A 16,074-nucleotide genomic window follows, 5' to 3' on the forward strand; every position below is an offset into this window, starting at 1 on the left:
TTTATGATTATTATTTGACCTAATCTACTCCTAATCCTCTTTTAATTCAACAATGTTTACATTGATAAATTTTGAGGTTAAATCATTCAAATTTTGAATAATATGATACTAATGACGCCCGCCAAAAGGTGGTTTTGCAAACCAAATCACAATAAACAATCCTAAGAATCCCATAGCTGATAGCCAAAATATTTCATTTGCACCAATAATAAATCCTTGCGATGTTATTTGTTGAGCGAGGTAAGCTGAAGTTTGGGTATCACTTAAACCAAATTGATTCATTTGATGATAAAAACTTTGGGAAATTGGGTTATAAGGATTAATCTGTTCTGTTAATTGAGTATGATGAACAGCTTCACGGTTATACCACATAAATGTGGTTAAAGATGTCCCTACAGAACCCGCTAAAGTTCTCAAGAAATTAAATAAGCTAGACGCAGAAGCCATTCTATGCGCAGGCAAGCCAGACAACGTTATTGTAGTAAGTGGCATAAAGAAACAGGCCACAGCCAAACCTTGTACTAATTGTGGTAAAGCCACATCAGCAAAAGTCATTGATGGCTCGAAAGTCACCGCTCGCCAATAAAATGTTATTGCATATACAATAAAACTTATCGTCACTAAAATTCTCATATCGATCTTATAACCGAAACGCCCAATAATCGGTGAAAGCAAAATTGGGAATAATCCAACTGGGGAAGCCGCAAGCCCTGCCCACGTCGCGGTGTAATGGAAGACTTGTTGTAGCAAAAGCGGAATTAATACCACAGAACCTAGATAAATCAAAAAGGCTAAACTAGTACATAAACACCCTACGCTAAAATTACGAGAATGGAAAAGCGAAATATCCACCACAGGATTGTCATCTGTCAATTCCCAAATAACCAAGGCAATCAGACAAACGACAGCAACAACGGCTAATATAATGATTTCATTAGAATTAAACCAATCTTGCTCACGGCCCTGATCAAGCATTAATTGCAAACATCCCACGCCTAAGACAAGTAAAACTAAACCGACTTTATCAATAGGTTGATGAACAATTTCACTTTCTCGGCTACCTAAAATCTTCCAGCTGATTAGCACAACTAATAAACCAATCGGAACATTGATAAAGAAGATCCATCCCCAATGGATATTATCACTAATCCATCCGCCTAAAATTGGGCCAAAAATAGGCGCAACGACAATAGTCATTGACCAAAATGCCAATGCCATTCCGCGTTTTTCTGGTGGATAATTATTTAGTAATAAACTTTGCGAAAGAGGGATCACCGGGCCTGCGACAGCACCTTGAATGACACGAAAAATAATTAATGCCTCAAGACTATCTGCGATCCCACAGAGCCAAGAAGATACAACGAATAAAAAAGTTGAAACTAAAAATAACCGCACTTCGCCAAAACGTTTTGCTAACCAACCCGTTATTGGAATAGAAATCGCATTTGCCACACCAAAAGAAGTAATTACCCACGTACCTTGACTAAAAGATGCACCAAGATCGCCCGCAATAGTCGGAATCGCCACATTTGCAATGGTAGAATCTAATACCTGCATAAAGGTGGCGAGAGATAAAGCCAGCGTCAATAAAATTAGGGCGCCACCTTGAATAGGCGGGAATTTTTTTGCGGAATTTTCCATAACGCCGCCTTAATGGCTGTTTTGCTGAATAATAGATTCGATCAAATCTTCTACCGCACTTTCATCATATTTAAGCGTATCAGTAGCAAATAAAGTTTTCGGTTCTGCTTTTTCTCGTAACATTGGACCAGATGAATCTGCAATTCTTACTTTTGCCGTTGCAGAAAGACCAATTCGTAATGGGGTTTCAGAAAATTGTTGTGGATCTAATTTAATTCGCACAGGTACACGTTGCACCACTTTAATCCAGTTACCCGTAGCATTTTGTGAAGGCAAAAGAGAAAACGCATTGCCAGTCCCCATTTCAATGCCATTTATCACGCCATCAAATTCTTTATTTTTACCGTATAAATCAAAATGAATTTTCACCGGCTGGCTAATGCGCATATTCGTTAATTGGGTTTCTTTGAAGTTAGCTTCTAACCACATTTGCTCATTAGATACCACCGCCATTAATGCGCCACCCACTGAAACAGCTTGCCCAACTTGAGCATTACGACGCGCCACATAGCCATCAATTGGACTTCTAATTTTTGTACGTTGTAAATTTAACCAAGCCTGTTTAAGCGCATTTATTGCGTTCTGTATTTGCGGTTGTTCACGTAATGGAACGTTACTCAATAAAGCCTGATTAGCAGCTAATTGATTTCTAGAAGAATTTAAATTTGCTTTAGAAAGCTCGACAGCCTCTTTTGCGTGTTGGAAAGATTCTTTGTCAATTGCGCCCATTTTTTCAAGTTGAACTCGGCGCGCCAAATTGCCTTGTGCTTGACCTAAAGAAATTTCATTAGCGTGCACAGCTGATTGTAATTGCTGCACAGTAAAACCGAGTTGTTCTACCTGGCGCACAGCATTGGCGAGATTGCTTTTGGCCTGTTCGAAACTAAGTTTTGCATTCGTATCATCCAATTCAACTAGAATATCACCTGCATGGACTTTATCCATATTGTCAGCATTAATCTTCGCTACATTACCCGCAACTTGTGATGACACCATTACTTGATTTCCACCCACATAAGCATCTTCTGTTTCTTCAAAATCCTTCAAGAAGAAAAACCAATACAAAGCACAAGTGATACTTAAAATAAGTAAAATAACGATAAAAATACCGAGACTTTTTTTACGTTTTGCCTGATTAGGAATATCAGATTGTTTAATTTCAGCCATAAATTAATCCTAAATTAGGAATAGCGCTCAAAAATTAACTCATTAAAAAAATTTAAAGCTAATCTTTAAACGCTATCGAAGATCGAAGTGCTTCATTATGAAACTTTATAAAAAGGAACTCAATATAAATAAAGTTTAAAATAGTTTTTTTGAATTGATTTAATAGATTTCAATCGTCGAAACCTTTCTGTATGATACCCAAGAAATTTATTTCAACCAAACGATTATTTACTTTACAAGGAGTATTCTATGAGTTCTCAATGTCCTTTTTCACATTTAAGTGGCTCTAATCTTACCATGGGTAACGGTGCCCCTGTTGCCGATAACCAAAACAGCTTAACAGCAGGACCTCGCGGCCCATTACTTGCACAAGATTTATGGTTAAATGAAAAACTAGCAGATTTTGTGCGTGAAGTAATTCCTGAGCGCCGTATGCATGCAAAAGGTTCTGGTGCTTTTGGTACCTTTACTGTCACACACGATATTACTAAATATACTCGTGCAAAAATTTTCAGTGAAGTTGGCAAAAAAACAGAAATGTTCGCGCGCTTTACCACTGTTGCGGGTGAACGAGGTGCAGCCGATGCTGAACGTGATATTCGTGGTTTTGCATTAAAATTCTATACTGAAGAAGGTAACTGGGACTTAGTGGGTAACAACACTCCGGTATTCTTCTTACGTGATCCACGTAAATTCCCAGACTTAAACAAAGCAGTAAAACGCGATCCTCGCACTAATATGCGTTCAGCAACGAACAACTGGGATTTCTGGACATTATTGCCGGAAGCGTTACATCAAGTTACTATTGTAATGAGCGAGCGTGGTATTCCAGCAAGTTATCGTCATATGCATGGTTATGGTTCACACACTTATAGTTTCTGGAATGAAGCTGGCGAACGCTTCTGGGTTAAATTCCATTTCCATACTCAACAAGGTATCAAAAATTTAACCGATGCAGAAGCTGCTGCAATCATCGCCAATGATCGTGAAAGCCACCAACGTGATTTATATGAAGCAATTGAACGCGGTGACTTCCCTAAATGGAAACTATTTGTACAGATCATGCCTGAAGCTGATGCTGAAAAAGTGCCTTACCACCCATTTGACTTAACAAAAGTATGGCCGAAAAAAGATTATCCATTAATTGAAGTAGGTGAATTTGAACTTAATCGTAATCCAGAAAACTTCTTTGCTGATGTAGAGCAATCCGCTTTTGCACCAAGCAACTTAGTTCCAGGTATCGGTGCAAGCCCAGACAGAATGTTACAAGCACGCTTATTCAACTATGCCGACGCACAGCGTTATCGTTTAGGAGTAAACTATCGTCAAATTCCGGTTAATCGTCCACGTTGTCCAGTACACAGCAACCAACGCGATGGTCAAGGCCGTGTTGATGGTAACTACGGAAGTTTACCACACTATGAACCAAACAGCTTCAACCAATGGCAACAACAACCTGATTTTGCAGAACCACCTCTTCGTATTAATGGTGATGCTGCATTCTGGGATTATCGCCAAGATGATAATGACTACTTCAGCCAACCACGTGCATTATTTAACTTAATGAATGCTGAACAAAAACAAGCATTATTTAATAATACTGCAGCGGCAATGGGGGATGCGCCTGACTTCATCAAATACCGTCATATCCGTAATTGTCACTGGTGTGATCCTGCATACGGCGCAGGTGTTGCAAAAGCATTAGGATTAACAGTAGAAGATGCATTAAAAGCTCGTGATACTGATCCCGCATTAGGACAAGGTGGATTGCTATAATTGTAATCAGTTTTTACTGATAAAGAAAAACGGGAGTGACGTGCTTCCGTTTTTTATTTGCCTATAAATTTAGACATGAAAATGATACAATCCGCAAAATTTTATAAAAAGGAACTATGAATGGCTCGTAAGAAAAAAACACGTCGCATCACTGATGTTATGCCAATCCGTAAGGCGGATAAGAAACCCGAAATCCCCAACTCTCGCCCAGGAAAAAAACTCACACGTTATGAATTAGATGCTAAAGCACGTGAAGATAAGAAAAAACGAAAACATAAAGGTTTCGCATCAGGTTCTCGTCATAGCGCAATAGAAGATAAAACGAATAAAATCCAACAAGAAATTAAAGATCCTAAAATTGGTAGCAAGAAAAAAGTACCATTAATTGTGGAATTTGTTAATAAACCAGAAAAAGGACAAACGATTCCTGTCGTAAAACAGGCGAAAAAGTTAGATCCAATGCAAGAGCTTGAAAAGCTTGAAAATAATGAGATTCTGAATGAATTATTAGATGCCTTAGATGAAGGTAAAGCAATTACCAAAGCAGATCAACAATTTGTGGATGAATGTCTCGAAAGAATTGCCGAATTAATGGAAGAACTAGGCATCGAAGAGGAAGACGAAAACGAAGATGATTTATACCGCACTTTTGAACGTATTGATATTAATCAATTTAGATAATCTATGATTTGGATCATTATTTTAAGTATTGTTGCACTTATTGTTGTTCTAGGGTTAAGTGGATATGCAATTCGTTTACTAAAACAGCTAAAACAACAAAACATTATGATAGCTAAATCCAAAGCGATAAGGGAAGCCCGCTTAAAGGAAAGTATTGATATCATTGCTCGAGCAATGCAGTCTGGCGAATGTAATCACTCAGAAGGTGTAATTCGCCTTACCATGCTATTAATGCCCTTTGGTAAAACGCTTACTCCATACCCCAGTATGGCGCAATTACATGAAATCGTACATAACATGCCAACTCATGATGCTCGCAAACAATTAGAAAAAAAAGAAAGAATGCGTTTAGATTTAGCACGTGAAAGAGCCGAAGCCAAATTTGAACACGAAATTAAAGAAGAATTACGTCAGTTTTTAGACGATATTAAACAGATTGGAGTGATTTAATGTCAGAAATTATTTGGGATAGCGCACTTATTCAAAAATACAACCAATCAGGCCCGCGTTATACCTCCTATCCAACAGCCCTAGAATTTAATGAAAATTATACAGAGCAAGATTTTGAAGCTGCCGTAAAACGCTACCCAAATCGTCCGCTCTCTTTATACGTTCACATTCCTTTTTGCCACCAGCTCTGCTATTTCTGTGCCTGTAATAAAGTGATCACTCGCCATCAACATAAGGCTGATATTTATTTAGATTACCTTGAAAAAGAAATTAGTGCTCGCTCAGCATTATTTAAGCATCGTCTCGTTACCCAAATTCACTGGGGTGGTGGTACCCCCACCTATCTGAGTGAAATCCAATCAGCTCGTTTAATGGCAATGTTAAAAAAACATTTTACAATATCTGAGACAGCTGAAATTTCAATTGAAATCGATCCTCGTAGAATTGAACTTTCTATGCTTGATCATCTACGTCACCTTGGTTTTAACCGCATGAGCATGGGTGTACAAGACTTTAATAAAGATGTGCAAAAAGCGGTAAATCGTGAACAAGATGAAGATTTTATTCATGCATTGTTAGATCACGCTAGAGAATTAGGCTTTCAATCAACTAACCTTGATTTAATTTATGGTTTGCCATTACAAACTGTAGAAAGTTTTATGTTCACTCTTGAAAAAGTAATTGCACTCAATCCAGATCGATTAAGTGTCTTTAATTATGCGCATTTACCAAGTCGCGTACCAGGACAAGCAAAAATTAAAGAATATCAACTGCCAGCACCAGAAACAAAACTAACCATTTTGCAAAAAACGATCGAAACACTAGGTAATGCAGGTTATAAATTTATCGGTATGGATCACTTTGCTAAACCCCATGATGAACTTGCCATTGCGCAGGACCAAGGCGTATTGCACCGAAACTTTCAAGGCTACACAACGCAAGAAGAATGTGATTTATTAGGGCTTGGTGTGTCTTCTATTAGCTTATTGGGTGATACCTACGCACAGAATGAAAAAGACTTAAAGCGCTATTATGCCCTCATTGAAGAACAAGGCAATGCTCTACATAAAGGTTTAGCATTAACACAAGAAGACTGCTTACGTCGTGATGTTATTAAACAATTAATTTGTAACTTTAAACTCGATTTCTCACCGTTCGAGGCGCAATATAACATTCCGTTTGCCACTCACTTTGCCGAAGATTTAGCACTATTAAAACCATTAATCGATGATGAGCTCATCAAACTCACTCATACGGGTCTCCAAGTTTCGCCAAAAGGAAGGCTATTAATTCGTAACATCTGTTTGTGTTTTGATACTTACTCACGTGAAGCAGCAAAACGTCAGCAATTTTCAAGAATAATATAACAAAAAAGTGCGGTAAAAATTTTACCGCACTTTGTCATTTATGGATGCAACAAATTATAAATATTCCTTTTAATACTTGTACTAATATTAAATAACTCTCTTGCAATCACTGTTTTTAATGTCTTGATTTTCTTCTGCTTTTCAAAAATAGTTGATTCAATTTCATAATCTGCCTCTAAGCAAAACGGTACAATTGCATAAGGTGGGACTTTATTTTCAAAAAAACGATCCATTGTCACATCCACAGTTAAATACCATTCTTGGCTTTGCGCTAAAAATTTCTTAGCCGCTTTAGGCGTTAAATAATAACCCGTTGCACCAATAAAACCTTTACTAAATTGATAAACAGAGAAATGCCCAAAATCCGCCACTAATTTTCTTTTATTTTTTAAACGATCAGGCTGTAACCAAAAAAACTCAAAGGTATTTTTCTCACTATTAATAAAATCAAGCACATCTAGAAAATTATCTTTAAACTTGGCGTCATCTTCCAATACAATAATAGGACTATCTAACTCAACACATTTTTCCCACATTGAATAATGGCTAGCATAACACCCTAGTTGATTGAGTGTGAGTGGATACCCTTTCACATTCAGTCTCTTCTTCTCATTATAACGTTGGAATAAGGGGTGATTCGGATTTTCTTTTCCATTAATTGCCTTAAAGAAATGAATAGCCTGTTCTGGGTTATCCAAAAATAATTGATCAAACTGAGCCTGCATATAAGCTTTACGATCGGTAGATTTTTCTAGGTTGATGATGTATATTGGTAGACTTATCATTACTCAATTAATCTCATTTTTGTTTCAAAAATCTTAAGAGAGCTTCTATTATGGTGAAGCCAAATTGTAAATAACCTTTCAGATAAGAAACCAAAAATACGCTTTTGATAATCTGAATAATCTGAGATATCACATCTTTTTTCAGCTTCAAACAATATATCAAAAACCCATTCAAAATAAGGGGTAATGATCTCCTTCTTTGCAATAAACATATTACAGCCATAAAATTTTTTTCCATCTTCTATTATTCTAAAATCCCCTATGTACTCTGGGTATTTCTCTGATACAATTTCAGAAATTATATTCCAATCATCAATATGATGGGTCAAACCATATTGCTCTTTAATACTTTTCTCAAAAATATTATTAACCCTAGGTAAAATCACATCATATTTATTTAAGATGGAGAGAATATCCTTCCTATCAAGAATAGTATAATAGCGCTTACAAGGTATATAAAAAGGACCTATCTTTTTAAACTTATTTTTTTTAAAAAGATATCTTCTATAATGAACCAATCCTATTATATCTGAATAAATATTTTTCCATATATAATAAAGCAATGTTAATTCGCAAAAATTAGCATTTTTCTCTGCAATATTATTCCTATTATTCTCTCTCATATATCCTAGATCATCTCCAATTCCAACTTGAAATGGTAGATAAACAGTTCTATCAATCCCCTCTGGCATATCAAATTTCTTATGAGTAGCAATAAAAATTTTTACATCTTTATCTTTCACAATCTTACTCCTATAATTTATATTATATATATGATATATTATTTTTTAATAACTAAATTTAAAATCCAGGATTGCACAATAAAATATTAAAAAATTTAAACTACTTAAATTTAACAATTGTTAATTTTGCCAATTTCTTTTTCTTCATCCTATTAGGCTTATCTATTAAATTAGAAATAAGCTCTAATATAGTCAATCTATTTCCTTTCATCTTATTTCTAGATATCATGCTATTCAAACTTGCATTATCTTTATTCAAAATAGTATCCTGCACACATAAAGCAGGGATTAATTGATAAATATTCAATTTTGAACTTTTTAAAAAATCATTAAACATTAGAACATCTATTGGTTTAATATCATTAATTTCAATTTCCCTGAATAAATCATAAAGCATTATTACTGCATTATAATTTATTATATAACCTGCTGTACCATAATGAAAATTCTCAAGCAGTCTAATTTCTCTATTCCTAAATATTTTCTTTATTACTTTCCTTCTTTCGAAATCCGGCTCAACTGGCATTAAATGAGTTTCAAATCTCAAAATAAAACTATCATCTGAAGTAAATCGCTCCTTTAACCATTCATCTTCAGCTAAAAATGAATAAGCATCTTCACCTAGCAATACATCATCTTCAAAAATATATATATAAGGAAGATTTTCATCTATGCATTTTTTCCATAGCATATAATGACTCATAAAACACGCTTTCTCCCCTTCTGAAAGTTTAGCATGAGCAAGATTTGGTAAATAAGTTTGAATGAGTTGATTAAGGCACTCTGATGGGGTTATAGCGTCATAGAACTCAAAAGGAATATGATGTTTACCAAATTCTTTGATGATATGTTCTCGACGTTGAGAAGCAGATGAAAGGCTTATAACATAATTGGTATGCATAGGTATTGCTTATTCAATTTAGATTTATCTATTTTATACGTTCTTCGGATAAAACAAAACCCCACCATTTGGCAGGGTTTCGAAGCAAGTTCAAATTATTTTGTACTTGGGATTTTGAAACGGCTGTTAAAGCGTTCAACACGACCGCCAGTATCTACAACACGTTGTTTACCTGTGTAGAATGGGTGGCAGTTACCGCACACATCAAGGTTGATATCTTTGCCTAAAGTTGAACGAGTTTTGATCACGTTACCGCAAGAGCAGGTTGCCGTGATTTCTTTATATTCTGGGTGAATACCTTGTTTCATAGAAAACCTCAAAATGAAGCCACGCCGCTATAAGAACTTTCTCCCTACACCGCGTGAGTGAATAACACGCCATATTTGGCACCAAATAGACTGCGAATTATACTGAAAAAACATAGATAAACAAGCCCCATTTTAGTGTAGAATCAAAAACATTCTTAACAAAGCTTTTCCTTATGCAAGCACAATCTTCAATCCATACTTCTTTTGCCAAATCTGTTTTGGCTTGGTACGACAAATTCGGGCGTAAGAATTTGCCTTGGCAACAAGATAAAACGCTCTATGGCGTATGGCTTTCTGAAGTAATGCTACAGCAAACACAAGTAGCCACTGTTATACCTTATTTTAAGCAATTTATAAAAACATTCCCCTCTGTTACCGCACTTGCTAATGCATCACAAGACGAAGTCTTACATTTATGGACGGGCTTAGGCTATTATGCGCGCGCACGTAACTTACATAAAGCAGCCCAAAAAGTGCGGGATGAATTTAATGGGAATTTCCCAACTAATTTTGAACAAGTATGGGCATTGCCTGGCATAGGGCGTTCCACAGCGGGTGCGATTTTATCTTCCGTTTTAAATCAACCTTACCCGATTTTAGATGGTAATGTAAAACGTGTACTTGCCCGCTATTTTGAAGTGGAAGGCTGGACGGGTGAAAAAAAAGTGGAAAATTACCTGTGGCATTTAGCTGAACAAGTCACGCCTGTAACACACGTTGCTGACTTTAACCAAGCGATGATGGATATTGGTGCAATGGTATGCACACGATCAAAACCAAAATGTGAACTTTGCCCTTTAAATAAGGATTGTTTGGCGAATAAACATGAAAGTTGGGGGCAATTTCCAAATAAAAAACCTAAAAAAACGATACCAGAAAAAGAGACCTATTTTTTAATATTATCAAACAAAGGAAAAGTTTGGTTAGAACAAAGAGAAAATTCGGGGTTATGGGGAGGATTATTTTGCTTTCCTCAATTTGAGGATAAATTAACGTTATTGAACCACCTCATACAAGAAGGTATTTCCCATTATCAAGCCTGGCCAAGTTTTCGACATACTTTTAGTCATTTTCATTTAGATATTCACCCAATTTACGCAAAAGTTAATGATAATTTACATATTGAACAAGAAAACTATGATTGGCGTAAAATCTCGGAAAACCCAAAAGAATATCAATCAAATCTATCCAGTACGGTCAAATATTGGTATGATCCGAAAAATCCTGAACAGATCGGGCTTGCTCAACCGGTAAAAAATCTTTTAATTCAATTTGTAAGGAATCATTATGGCAAGAACAGTATTTTGTGAATATCTTAAAAAAGAAGCAGAAGGTTTAGATTTCCAGCTCTATCCTGGTGAACTCGGAAAACGTATTTTTGATTCAATCAGCAAACAGGCTTGGGGAGAATGGATTAAAAAACAAACAATGCTGGTTAATGAAAAAAAACTCAATATGATGAATACCGAGCATCGTAAATTATTAGAACAAGAAATGATCAATTTTTTGTTTGAAGGAAAAGATGTGCATATTGAAGGTTATGTTCCACCATCAAATTAATTGCCTGTAACACAATGAAAAAGTATTTATTATTAGCATTACTGCCTTTTTTATATGCTTGTAGCGACTCTCCGAACCGCAGTATTAATTACGATGAAGCCTTTGCAAAAGATACACAAGGTTTAGACATTCTTACTGGACAATTCTCACATAATATTGATCGTATTTGGGGTGTAAATGAATTATTAGTGGCTAGCCGTAAAGATTACGTAAAATATACCGATTCTTTTTATACACGTAGCCACGTAAGTTTTGATGAAGGTAATATTGTCATTGAAACACAACAAGACCTTAATCGTTTACATAATGCAATTGTTCATACGTTATTAATGGGAGCAGATGCAAAAGGAATTGATTTATTTGCCTCAGGTGATGTTCCCATTAGCTCTCGTCCGTTTCTTTTAGGACAGGTGGTAGACCACCAAGGTCAGCAAATTGCAAACCAATTTATTGCAAGTAATTTTGCAACTTATTTGATCCAAAATAAATTACAAACACGCCGCCTACAAAATGGTCATACCGTGCAATTTGTTGCAATTCCTATGATTGCAAACCACGTGGAAGTCCGCGCTCAGAAATATTTACCATTAGTTCGTAAAGCCTCTGAACGTTATGGCATTGATGAAAGCCTGATCTTAGGTATTATGCAAACAGAATCAAGCTTTAACCCTTATGCAATTAGCTATGCAAATGCTATTGGTTTAATGCAAGTTGTTCCACGCACTGCGGGCCGTGATGTATTTGCTATGAAAGGGAAAAGTGGGCAGCCATCAGAGCATTATTTATACGATCCAGCAAATAATATTGATTCGGGCGTCTCTTATTTATGGCTTCTTCAAAACCAATATTTAGATGGCATTACCAATCCGACATCAAAACGCTTTGCTATGATTTCTGCTTATAATAGTGGTGCTGGTGCGGTGTTGCGTGTATTTGATAATGATAAAGATGAAGCGATTTATAAAATCAATCAAATGTATCCGGAACAAGTTTTCCGCATTCTGACAACAGCTCATCCATCTGCTCAAGCACGAAATTACCTATTAAAAGTAGATCAAGCACAGAAAAAATTCCGTGTAAGACGATAATACAATCCTTTAATCATAACCAAATGCTCGTTGAACCGTTTCAACGAGCATTTTTTATAAAAAGATGACTGTGAAATGAATAAGCAAGTTATGAATTTTAGTTGTTTTAATAAACACTTTGATGATTAACTATCCAAATAAAACAGTTTTTTCATTTTTTTTAAATTTAGTTATTGACCGACTCTCGAAAAAATAGTTTAATACGCTCCGTTGTCAGGCAGTAGCCGATAATGATAACGCCTCGATAGCTCAGTCGGTAGAGCAGGGGATTGAAAATCCCCGTGTCGGTGGTTCGATTCCGCCTCGAGGCACCATTTCCTCCTTAGTTCAGTCGGTAGAACGGTGGACTGTTAATCCATATGTCGCAGGTTCGAGTCCCGCAGGAGGAGCCAAATTCTAAAAAGCCGCTAAAGAAATTTAGCGGCTTTTTGCTATCTTTTATTTTTTAAGGGTATACAAATGAAAAAATTTTTTGCGTTTATGGGCCTTGCTGTATTTGCCTCTTCCACTTTTGCAACAAATCCTATTAATCTTCGTGACGAAATGATGATTATGTCCCAACGTTTAGTATTAGCATCAAAAGCCTCTTCATCAGAAGAATTCCAAAATAACATAAGCGCATTTATTAATGCTGCCGAACACTCAAAAGTAACCATGCCGACAAAATGGAACGGAGATCAATCTCAATTTCCTGGTTATCAACAAGGTATTCAAAAAGTGATTGATGTAGCCACAGAGGCCTCTAATTTAGCTAAAGAAGGCAAACTTGATGCGGCTAAAACAAAGCTATATGAAATGTCAGAATTACGACAAATGTACCATAAGTTATATAAGGAATAAAATGTAACGTTTTATTATAAAAATTCACCGCACTTCTCTTGAAATCCCCCCTATAATGGTGTTAAATCAATACATATTATGGGGTTATATATCTAAACTATGTGTCAATTACTCGGAATGAACTGCAACACACCAACGGATATCGTCTTTTCTTTTGAGGGATTTCGTCGTCGTGCAGGGTTAACAGATTGCCATTCTGATGGCTTTGGTATCGCTTTTTTTGAAGGGCGTGGCGTACGTGTTTTTCGTGATAATCATCCTGCAAGTAACTCGCCTATTGCAGATTGCGTCAAACAATACAAGATTAAATCACTAAACGTTATTGCTCATATTCGTAAAGCAACTCAAGGTGATGTTAATATCGAAAACACCCATCCTTTCATTCGTGAAATCTGGGGTGAGAACTGGGTATTTGCGCATAATGGTAATTTAAAAAATTTACCTGATATGAGTAACTACTTTTTGCAACCTATTGGTTCTACTGATTCTGAGGCTGCTTTTTGTTATTTAGCAGAATATCTCAAAAATACCTACCGCCAAAAACCTAGCGAAATGGAGATTTTTGAGGCAATTCAAAAAGTGACAAAAGAGCTAGCTCAACACGGCACGTTCAACTTTATTTTATCCAATGGTGAATGGATGATTGCGCACTGCTCCACTAACCTGCATTATTTAATGCGAAAAGCGCCTTTTGGAAAAGCACATCGTATTGATGACGACGGCGTCATTGATTTTAGTGATTATGCGAAAGAGGGCGATAAGGTAAACATCATTACAACCTTTCCACTTACCAAAGATGAAACCTGGACAAAAATGGAAAATGGCGGATTTGTTTTTTTTAAAAATGGAGATAAAATCGCTGAAGTCATCGGTACACCCAAAGCAGCAATTGATGATGGCACATTAGGTAATAGAACGATCTAACTATTTTCTAGTCAGAATAAAAAAGTGCGGTTAAGTTTCATTGATTTTAACCGCACTTTTATTTTATCCTATATACCTTTATTTTTATTACTGAAGCGTAAAACTAATCGGTACATTTAATCCCGAAGGGAATCCAGCAGGTCTTGCACCAACAGAGCTCGCACTATTCACAGCATCAAGCGCTGCATTATCTAAACTTTCATCACCGGATGACTGAGTTATATGTGCACCAGTTAATGAACCGTCACCCGAAACATTAAAGGATACGCTGACTTTACCCTGTTTACGCATCATTTTTGCCCTAGTTGGATAACGTTTATGACGTTCAATTTCACGACGAATCGCCGAACGATAAGCAGCTATTTCACTTGAATCAGTTCCTGAACCAGCTACTTGAGCATTGCTATTAGCTGTACTCGTTGTTGTCGCTTTTGCATTAGCATTCGCAGTAGAATCGATATTTTTATCACCTTTTGGTAAATCTTTATTAATAGGCTTATCTTGAGGTTTAAGCTCTTTCTTAGGTTTATCCTTTGGTTTTTCTTTAGGCTTTTCCTTAGGCTTAGGCTTTTCTTTTTCTGGCTCTTTAATTTTTTTAGGCTCAGGCTTCACTGTGGGATCCTCCACAACCTCTTTCTTCTCCGGCTCAGGTTCTTTCTGCATATCTTGAGGCTCAGGTGCAGGCTCTTCCAGAACCATTCCCTGCACCATTTCCATAGAAATGCTCGTTGCAATGTCTCCTGCGGCATTATTGGCGCTATCACTTGGTTTATTCCAAGTCCATAAAAGTAAACCAACAATAATGCCATGTACCAACAAAGAAACTAGCAAACCTAAGAGCGAACGTTTTGTTTGCTGCATAATGATTCCTTAAGGTGCGGTAGAAATAGATTGAGTAGAGACGGAAGCCCGACCACTTTTTCCCTGCCCTTTGTCTTTCATTGAAACAATCGCAACATTTTTAATATCATTTTTAGCAAGCATATCTGTGATTGTTACAAAATCCTGAAAAGATGCTTCTGCATCAATCTTTAAGGTGACTTTCTGATCCTTATTCCAACGTGCAACCTCAGCCTCAAGGGCCTCTTGCGAAATAGGTTTATCATTAAAATAGAGTTGTTTATCCGCTGTAACCGTTAATAATTTAGCGAGATCGTCAGATTTGAATGCCACAGCAGTACTCGCCTTTGGCACATTTACTTGAATTTTACCTTGAGAAATAAATGATGCTGTAATCAAAACGACAGCAAGTAACACCAACATAATATCGATAAAAGGGATAATGTTGATTTCATCAAATTTTTTCACAGACTATTCCTTATCTTTTGGTTCGTTTAACACTTTCCATTTCAAACGATTAACTTCTACCTTACGTCCTAAACCGTTATAAAATACCATAGAAGGAATTGCGACGAGAATCCCTAATGCTGTTGCTTTTAACGCAAGTGAAAGATGCATCATAATAATGCCTGCATCAATATCACCACCACCGTGGCCAATTTGATAAAAAGTAAGCAAAATTCCGATAACCGTTCCGAGTAATCCAACATAAGGCGCATTAGCTCCAATTGTTGAAATCATGGTCATGTTACGATTCAAATCAATATCTAACTCATGAATAGTTGAGTAATGCGCAACATTAACTTTACGTAAAAAAATATAACGCTCGGTTACCATTGCTAGCATCGTCACACTCATCAGTAGCAGTAAACCAATAATGATAAAATCACTGTATTGTTGTAAAAAATCAAAAAGCTGTAACATTTTTCTGTCCTTATTATTTGAGAATTTTATTGGAAATATAATTGAGAATTAATTTCAATCTTAAGGAATTTTAGCAAAG

Annotated in this window: 18 protein-coding genes and 2 tRNA genes; 11 read left to right on the forward strand and 9 right to left on the reverse strand. The window is 36.3% G+C overall.

Features of this window, described 5'->3' with window-relative positions; translation table 11 throughout:
- Positions 1-108 precede the first annotated feature (108 nt).
- Entirely contained in the window at positions 109-1,641 is a 1,533-nt protein-coding gene (locus KP712_RS06010) for a DHA2 family efflux MFS transporter permease subunit (RefSeq protein ID WP_215770692.1), read from the reverse strand.
- Positions 1,642-1,650: 9 nt separating this feature from the next.
- Positions 1,651-2,808: an EmrA/EmrK family multidrug efflux transporter periplasmic adaptor subunit gene (locus KP712_RS06015; protein WP_215770693.1), complete on the reverse strand. Its 1,158-nt coding sequence runs from the start codon at positions 2,806-2,808 to the stop codon at positions 1,651-1,653.
- Positions 2,809-3,057: 249 nt separating this feature from the next.
- Here KP712_RS06015 and KP712_RS06020 point away from each other — a divergent pair, with 249 nt between their 5' ends.
- The 4 genes from KP712_RS06020 (at position 3,058) to hemN (ending at position 7,082) form a co-directional block, all read left to right on the forward strand.
- A complete protein-coding gene (locus KP712_RS06020) occupies positions 3,058-4,584 on the forward strand; it encodes a catalase (protein ID WP_048952720.1) in 1,527 nt (508 codons plus the stop codon).
- A 120-nt stretch (positions 4,585-4,704) separates the two neighbouring features.
- On the forward strand, positions 4,705-5,265 hold the full coding sequence (yihI, locus tag KP712_RS06025; RefSeq protein ID WP_215770694.1) for a Der GTPase-activating protein YihI: 561 nt from the start codon (positions 4,705-4,707) through the stop codon (positions 5,263-5,265).
- A gap of 3 nt (positions 5,266-5,268) precedes the next feature.
- A complete protein-coding gene (locus tag KP712_RS06030) occupies positions 5,269-5,715 on the forward strand; it encodes a DUF2489 domain-containing protein (RefSeq protein WP_204713549.1) in 447 nt (148 codons plus the stop codon).
- Positions 5,715-7,082, forward strand: a complete 1,368-nt coding sequence (hemN, locus tag KP712_RS06035) for an oxygen-independent coproporphyrinogen III oxidase (RefSeq protein WP_215770695.1) — start codon at positions 5,715-5,717, stop codon at positions 7,080-7,082. The genes KP712_RS06030 and hemN overlap by 1 nt, the downstream gene beginning before the upstream one ends.
- Before the next feature lie 38 nt (positions 7,083-7,120).
- Here hemN and KP712_RS06040 read toward each other — a convergent pair whose 3' ends face one another.
- From KP712_RS06040 to rpmE, 4 genes are all read right to left on the reverse strand, one after another.
- Positions 7,121-7,867 (reverse strand): glycosyltransferase family 25 protein, encoded by a 747-nt coding sequence (locus tag KP712_RS06040; protein ID WP_215770696.1) that lies wholly within the window; start codon positions 7,865-7,867, stop codon positions 7,121-7,123.
- Positions 7,867-8,610, reverse strand: a complete 744-nt coding sequence (locus KP712_RS06045) for a DUF4422 domain-containing protein (RefSeq protein ID WP_140450226.1) — start codon at positions 8,608-8,610, stop codon at positions 7,867-7,869. Before KP712_RS06045 ends, KP712_RS06040 begins: the two co-directional genes overlap by 1 nt.
- Positions 8,611-8,710: 100 nt before the next feature.
- Positions 8,711-9,511, reverse strand: a complete 801-nt coding sequence (locus KP712_RS06050; RefSeq protein ID WP_140450225.1) for a glycosyltransferase family 25 protein — start codon at positions 9,509-9,511, stop codon at positions 8,711-8,713.
- A gap of 95 nt (positions 9,512-9,606) precedes the next feature.
- On the reverse strand, positions 9,607-9,819 hold the full coding sequence (gene rpmE, locus KP712_RS06055; RefSeq protein ID WP_005625828.1) for a 50S ribosomal protein L31: 213 nt from the start codon (positions 9,817-9,819) through the stop codon (positions 9,607-9,609).
- A gap of 173 nt (positions 9,820-9,992) precedes the next feature.
- Here rpmE and mutY point away from each other — a divergent pair, with 173 nt between their 5' ends.
- The 7 genes from mutY (at position 9,993) to KP712_RS06090 (ending at position 14,231) form a co-directional block, all read left to right on the forward strand.
- Positions 9,993-11,129 carry an A/G-specific adenine glycosylase gene (mutY, locus tag KP712_RS06060; protein ID WP_215770697.1) on the forward strand — a complete coding sequence of 379 codons (1,137 nt, stop codon included), beginning with the start codon at positions 9,993-9,995 and terminating at the stop codon, positions 11,127-11,129.
- On the forward strand, positions 11,107-11,379 hold the full coding sequence (locus KP712_RS06065) for an oxidative damage protection protein (RefSeq protein ID WP_048952712.1): 273 nt from the start codon (positions 11,107-11,109) through the stop codon (positions 11,377-11,379). Before mutY ends, KP712_RS06065 begins: the two co-directional genes overlap by 23 nt.
- A gap of 14 nt (positions 11,380-11,393) precedes the next feature.
- Positions 11,394-12,467 carry a membrane-bound lytic murein transglycosylase MltC gene (gene mltC, locus KP712_RS06070; RefSeq protein ID WP_065265466.1) on the forward strand — a complete coding sequence of 358 codons (1,074 nt, stop codon included), beginning with the start codon at positions 11,394-11,396 and terminating at the stop codon, positions 12,465-12,467.
- A 238-nt stretch (positions 12,468-12,705) separates the two neighbouring features.
- Positions 12,706-12,781 (forward strand) — tRNA-Phe (locus tag KP712_RS06075).
- A gap of 2 nt (positions 12,782-12,783) precedes the next feature.
- A tRNA-Asn gene (locus KP712_RS06080) sits at positions 12,784-12,859 on the forward strand.
- A 67-nt stretch (positions 12,860-12,926) separates the two neighbouring features.
- Positions 12,927-13,307, forward strand: a complete 381-nt coding sequence (locus KP712_RS06085; protein ID WP_215770698.1) for a cytochrome b562 — start codon at positions 12,927-12,929, stop codon at positions 13,305-13,307.
- A gap of 99 nt (positions 13,308-13,406) precedes the next feature.
- Positions 13,407-14,231 (forward strand): class II glutamine amidotransferase, encoded by an 825-nt coding sequence (locus KP712_RS06090; RefSeq protein ID WP_140529423.1) that lies wholly within the window; start codon positions 13,407-13,409, stop codon positions 14,229-14,231.
- Positions 14,232-14,318: 87 nt separating this feature from the next.
- Here the strand turns inward: KP712_RS06090 and KP712_RS06095 are convergent, their stop codons facing one another.
- From KP712_RS06095 to exbB, 3 genes are read right to left on the reverse strand one after another with little or no spacing between them, the layout of a single operon-like run.
- Positions 14,319-15,092 (reverse strand): energy transducer TonB, encoded by a 774-nt coding sequence (locus tag KP712_RS06095; RefSeq protein ID WP_215770699.1) that lies wholly within the window; start codon positions 15,090-15,092, stop codon positions 14,319-14,321.
- 9 nt (positions 15,093-15,101) lie between these two features.
- The gene (gene exbD / locus KP712_RS06100; protein WP_215770700.1) at positions 15,102-15,539 is read right to left on the reverse strand and encodes a TonB system transport protein ExbD; all 438 of its coding nucleotides are present in this window, start codon (positions 15,537-15,539) and stop codon (positions 15,102-15,104) included.
- Between the two features lie 3 nt (positions 15,540-15,542).
- Entirely contained in the window at positions 15,543-15,995 is a 453-nt protein-coding gene (gene exbB, locus KP712_RS06105; RefSeq protein WP_215770701.1) for a TonB-system energizer ExbB, read from the reverse strand.
- Between the last annotated feature and the right edge of the window lie 79 nt (positions 15,996-16,074).

This window comes from Haemophilus sp. SZY H68 (genome assembly GCF_018829685.1).
Classification (GTDB): domain Bacteria; phylum Pseudomonadota; class Gammaproteobacteria; order Enterobacterales; family Pasteurellaceae; genus Haemophilus; species Haemophilus haemolyticus_K.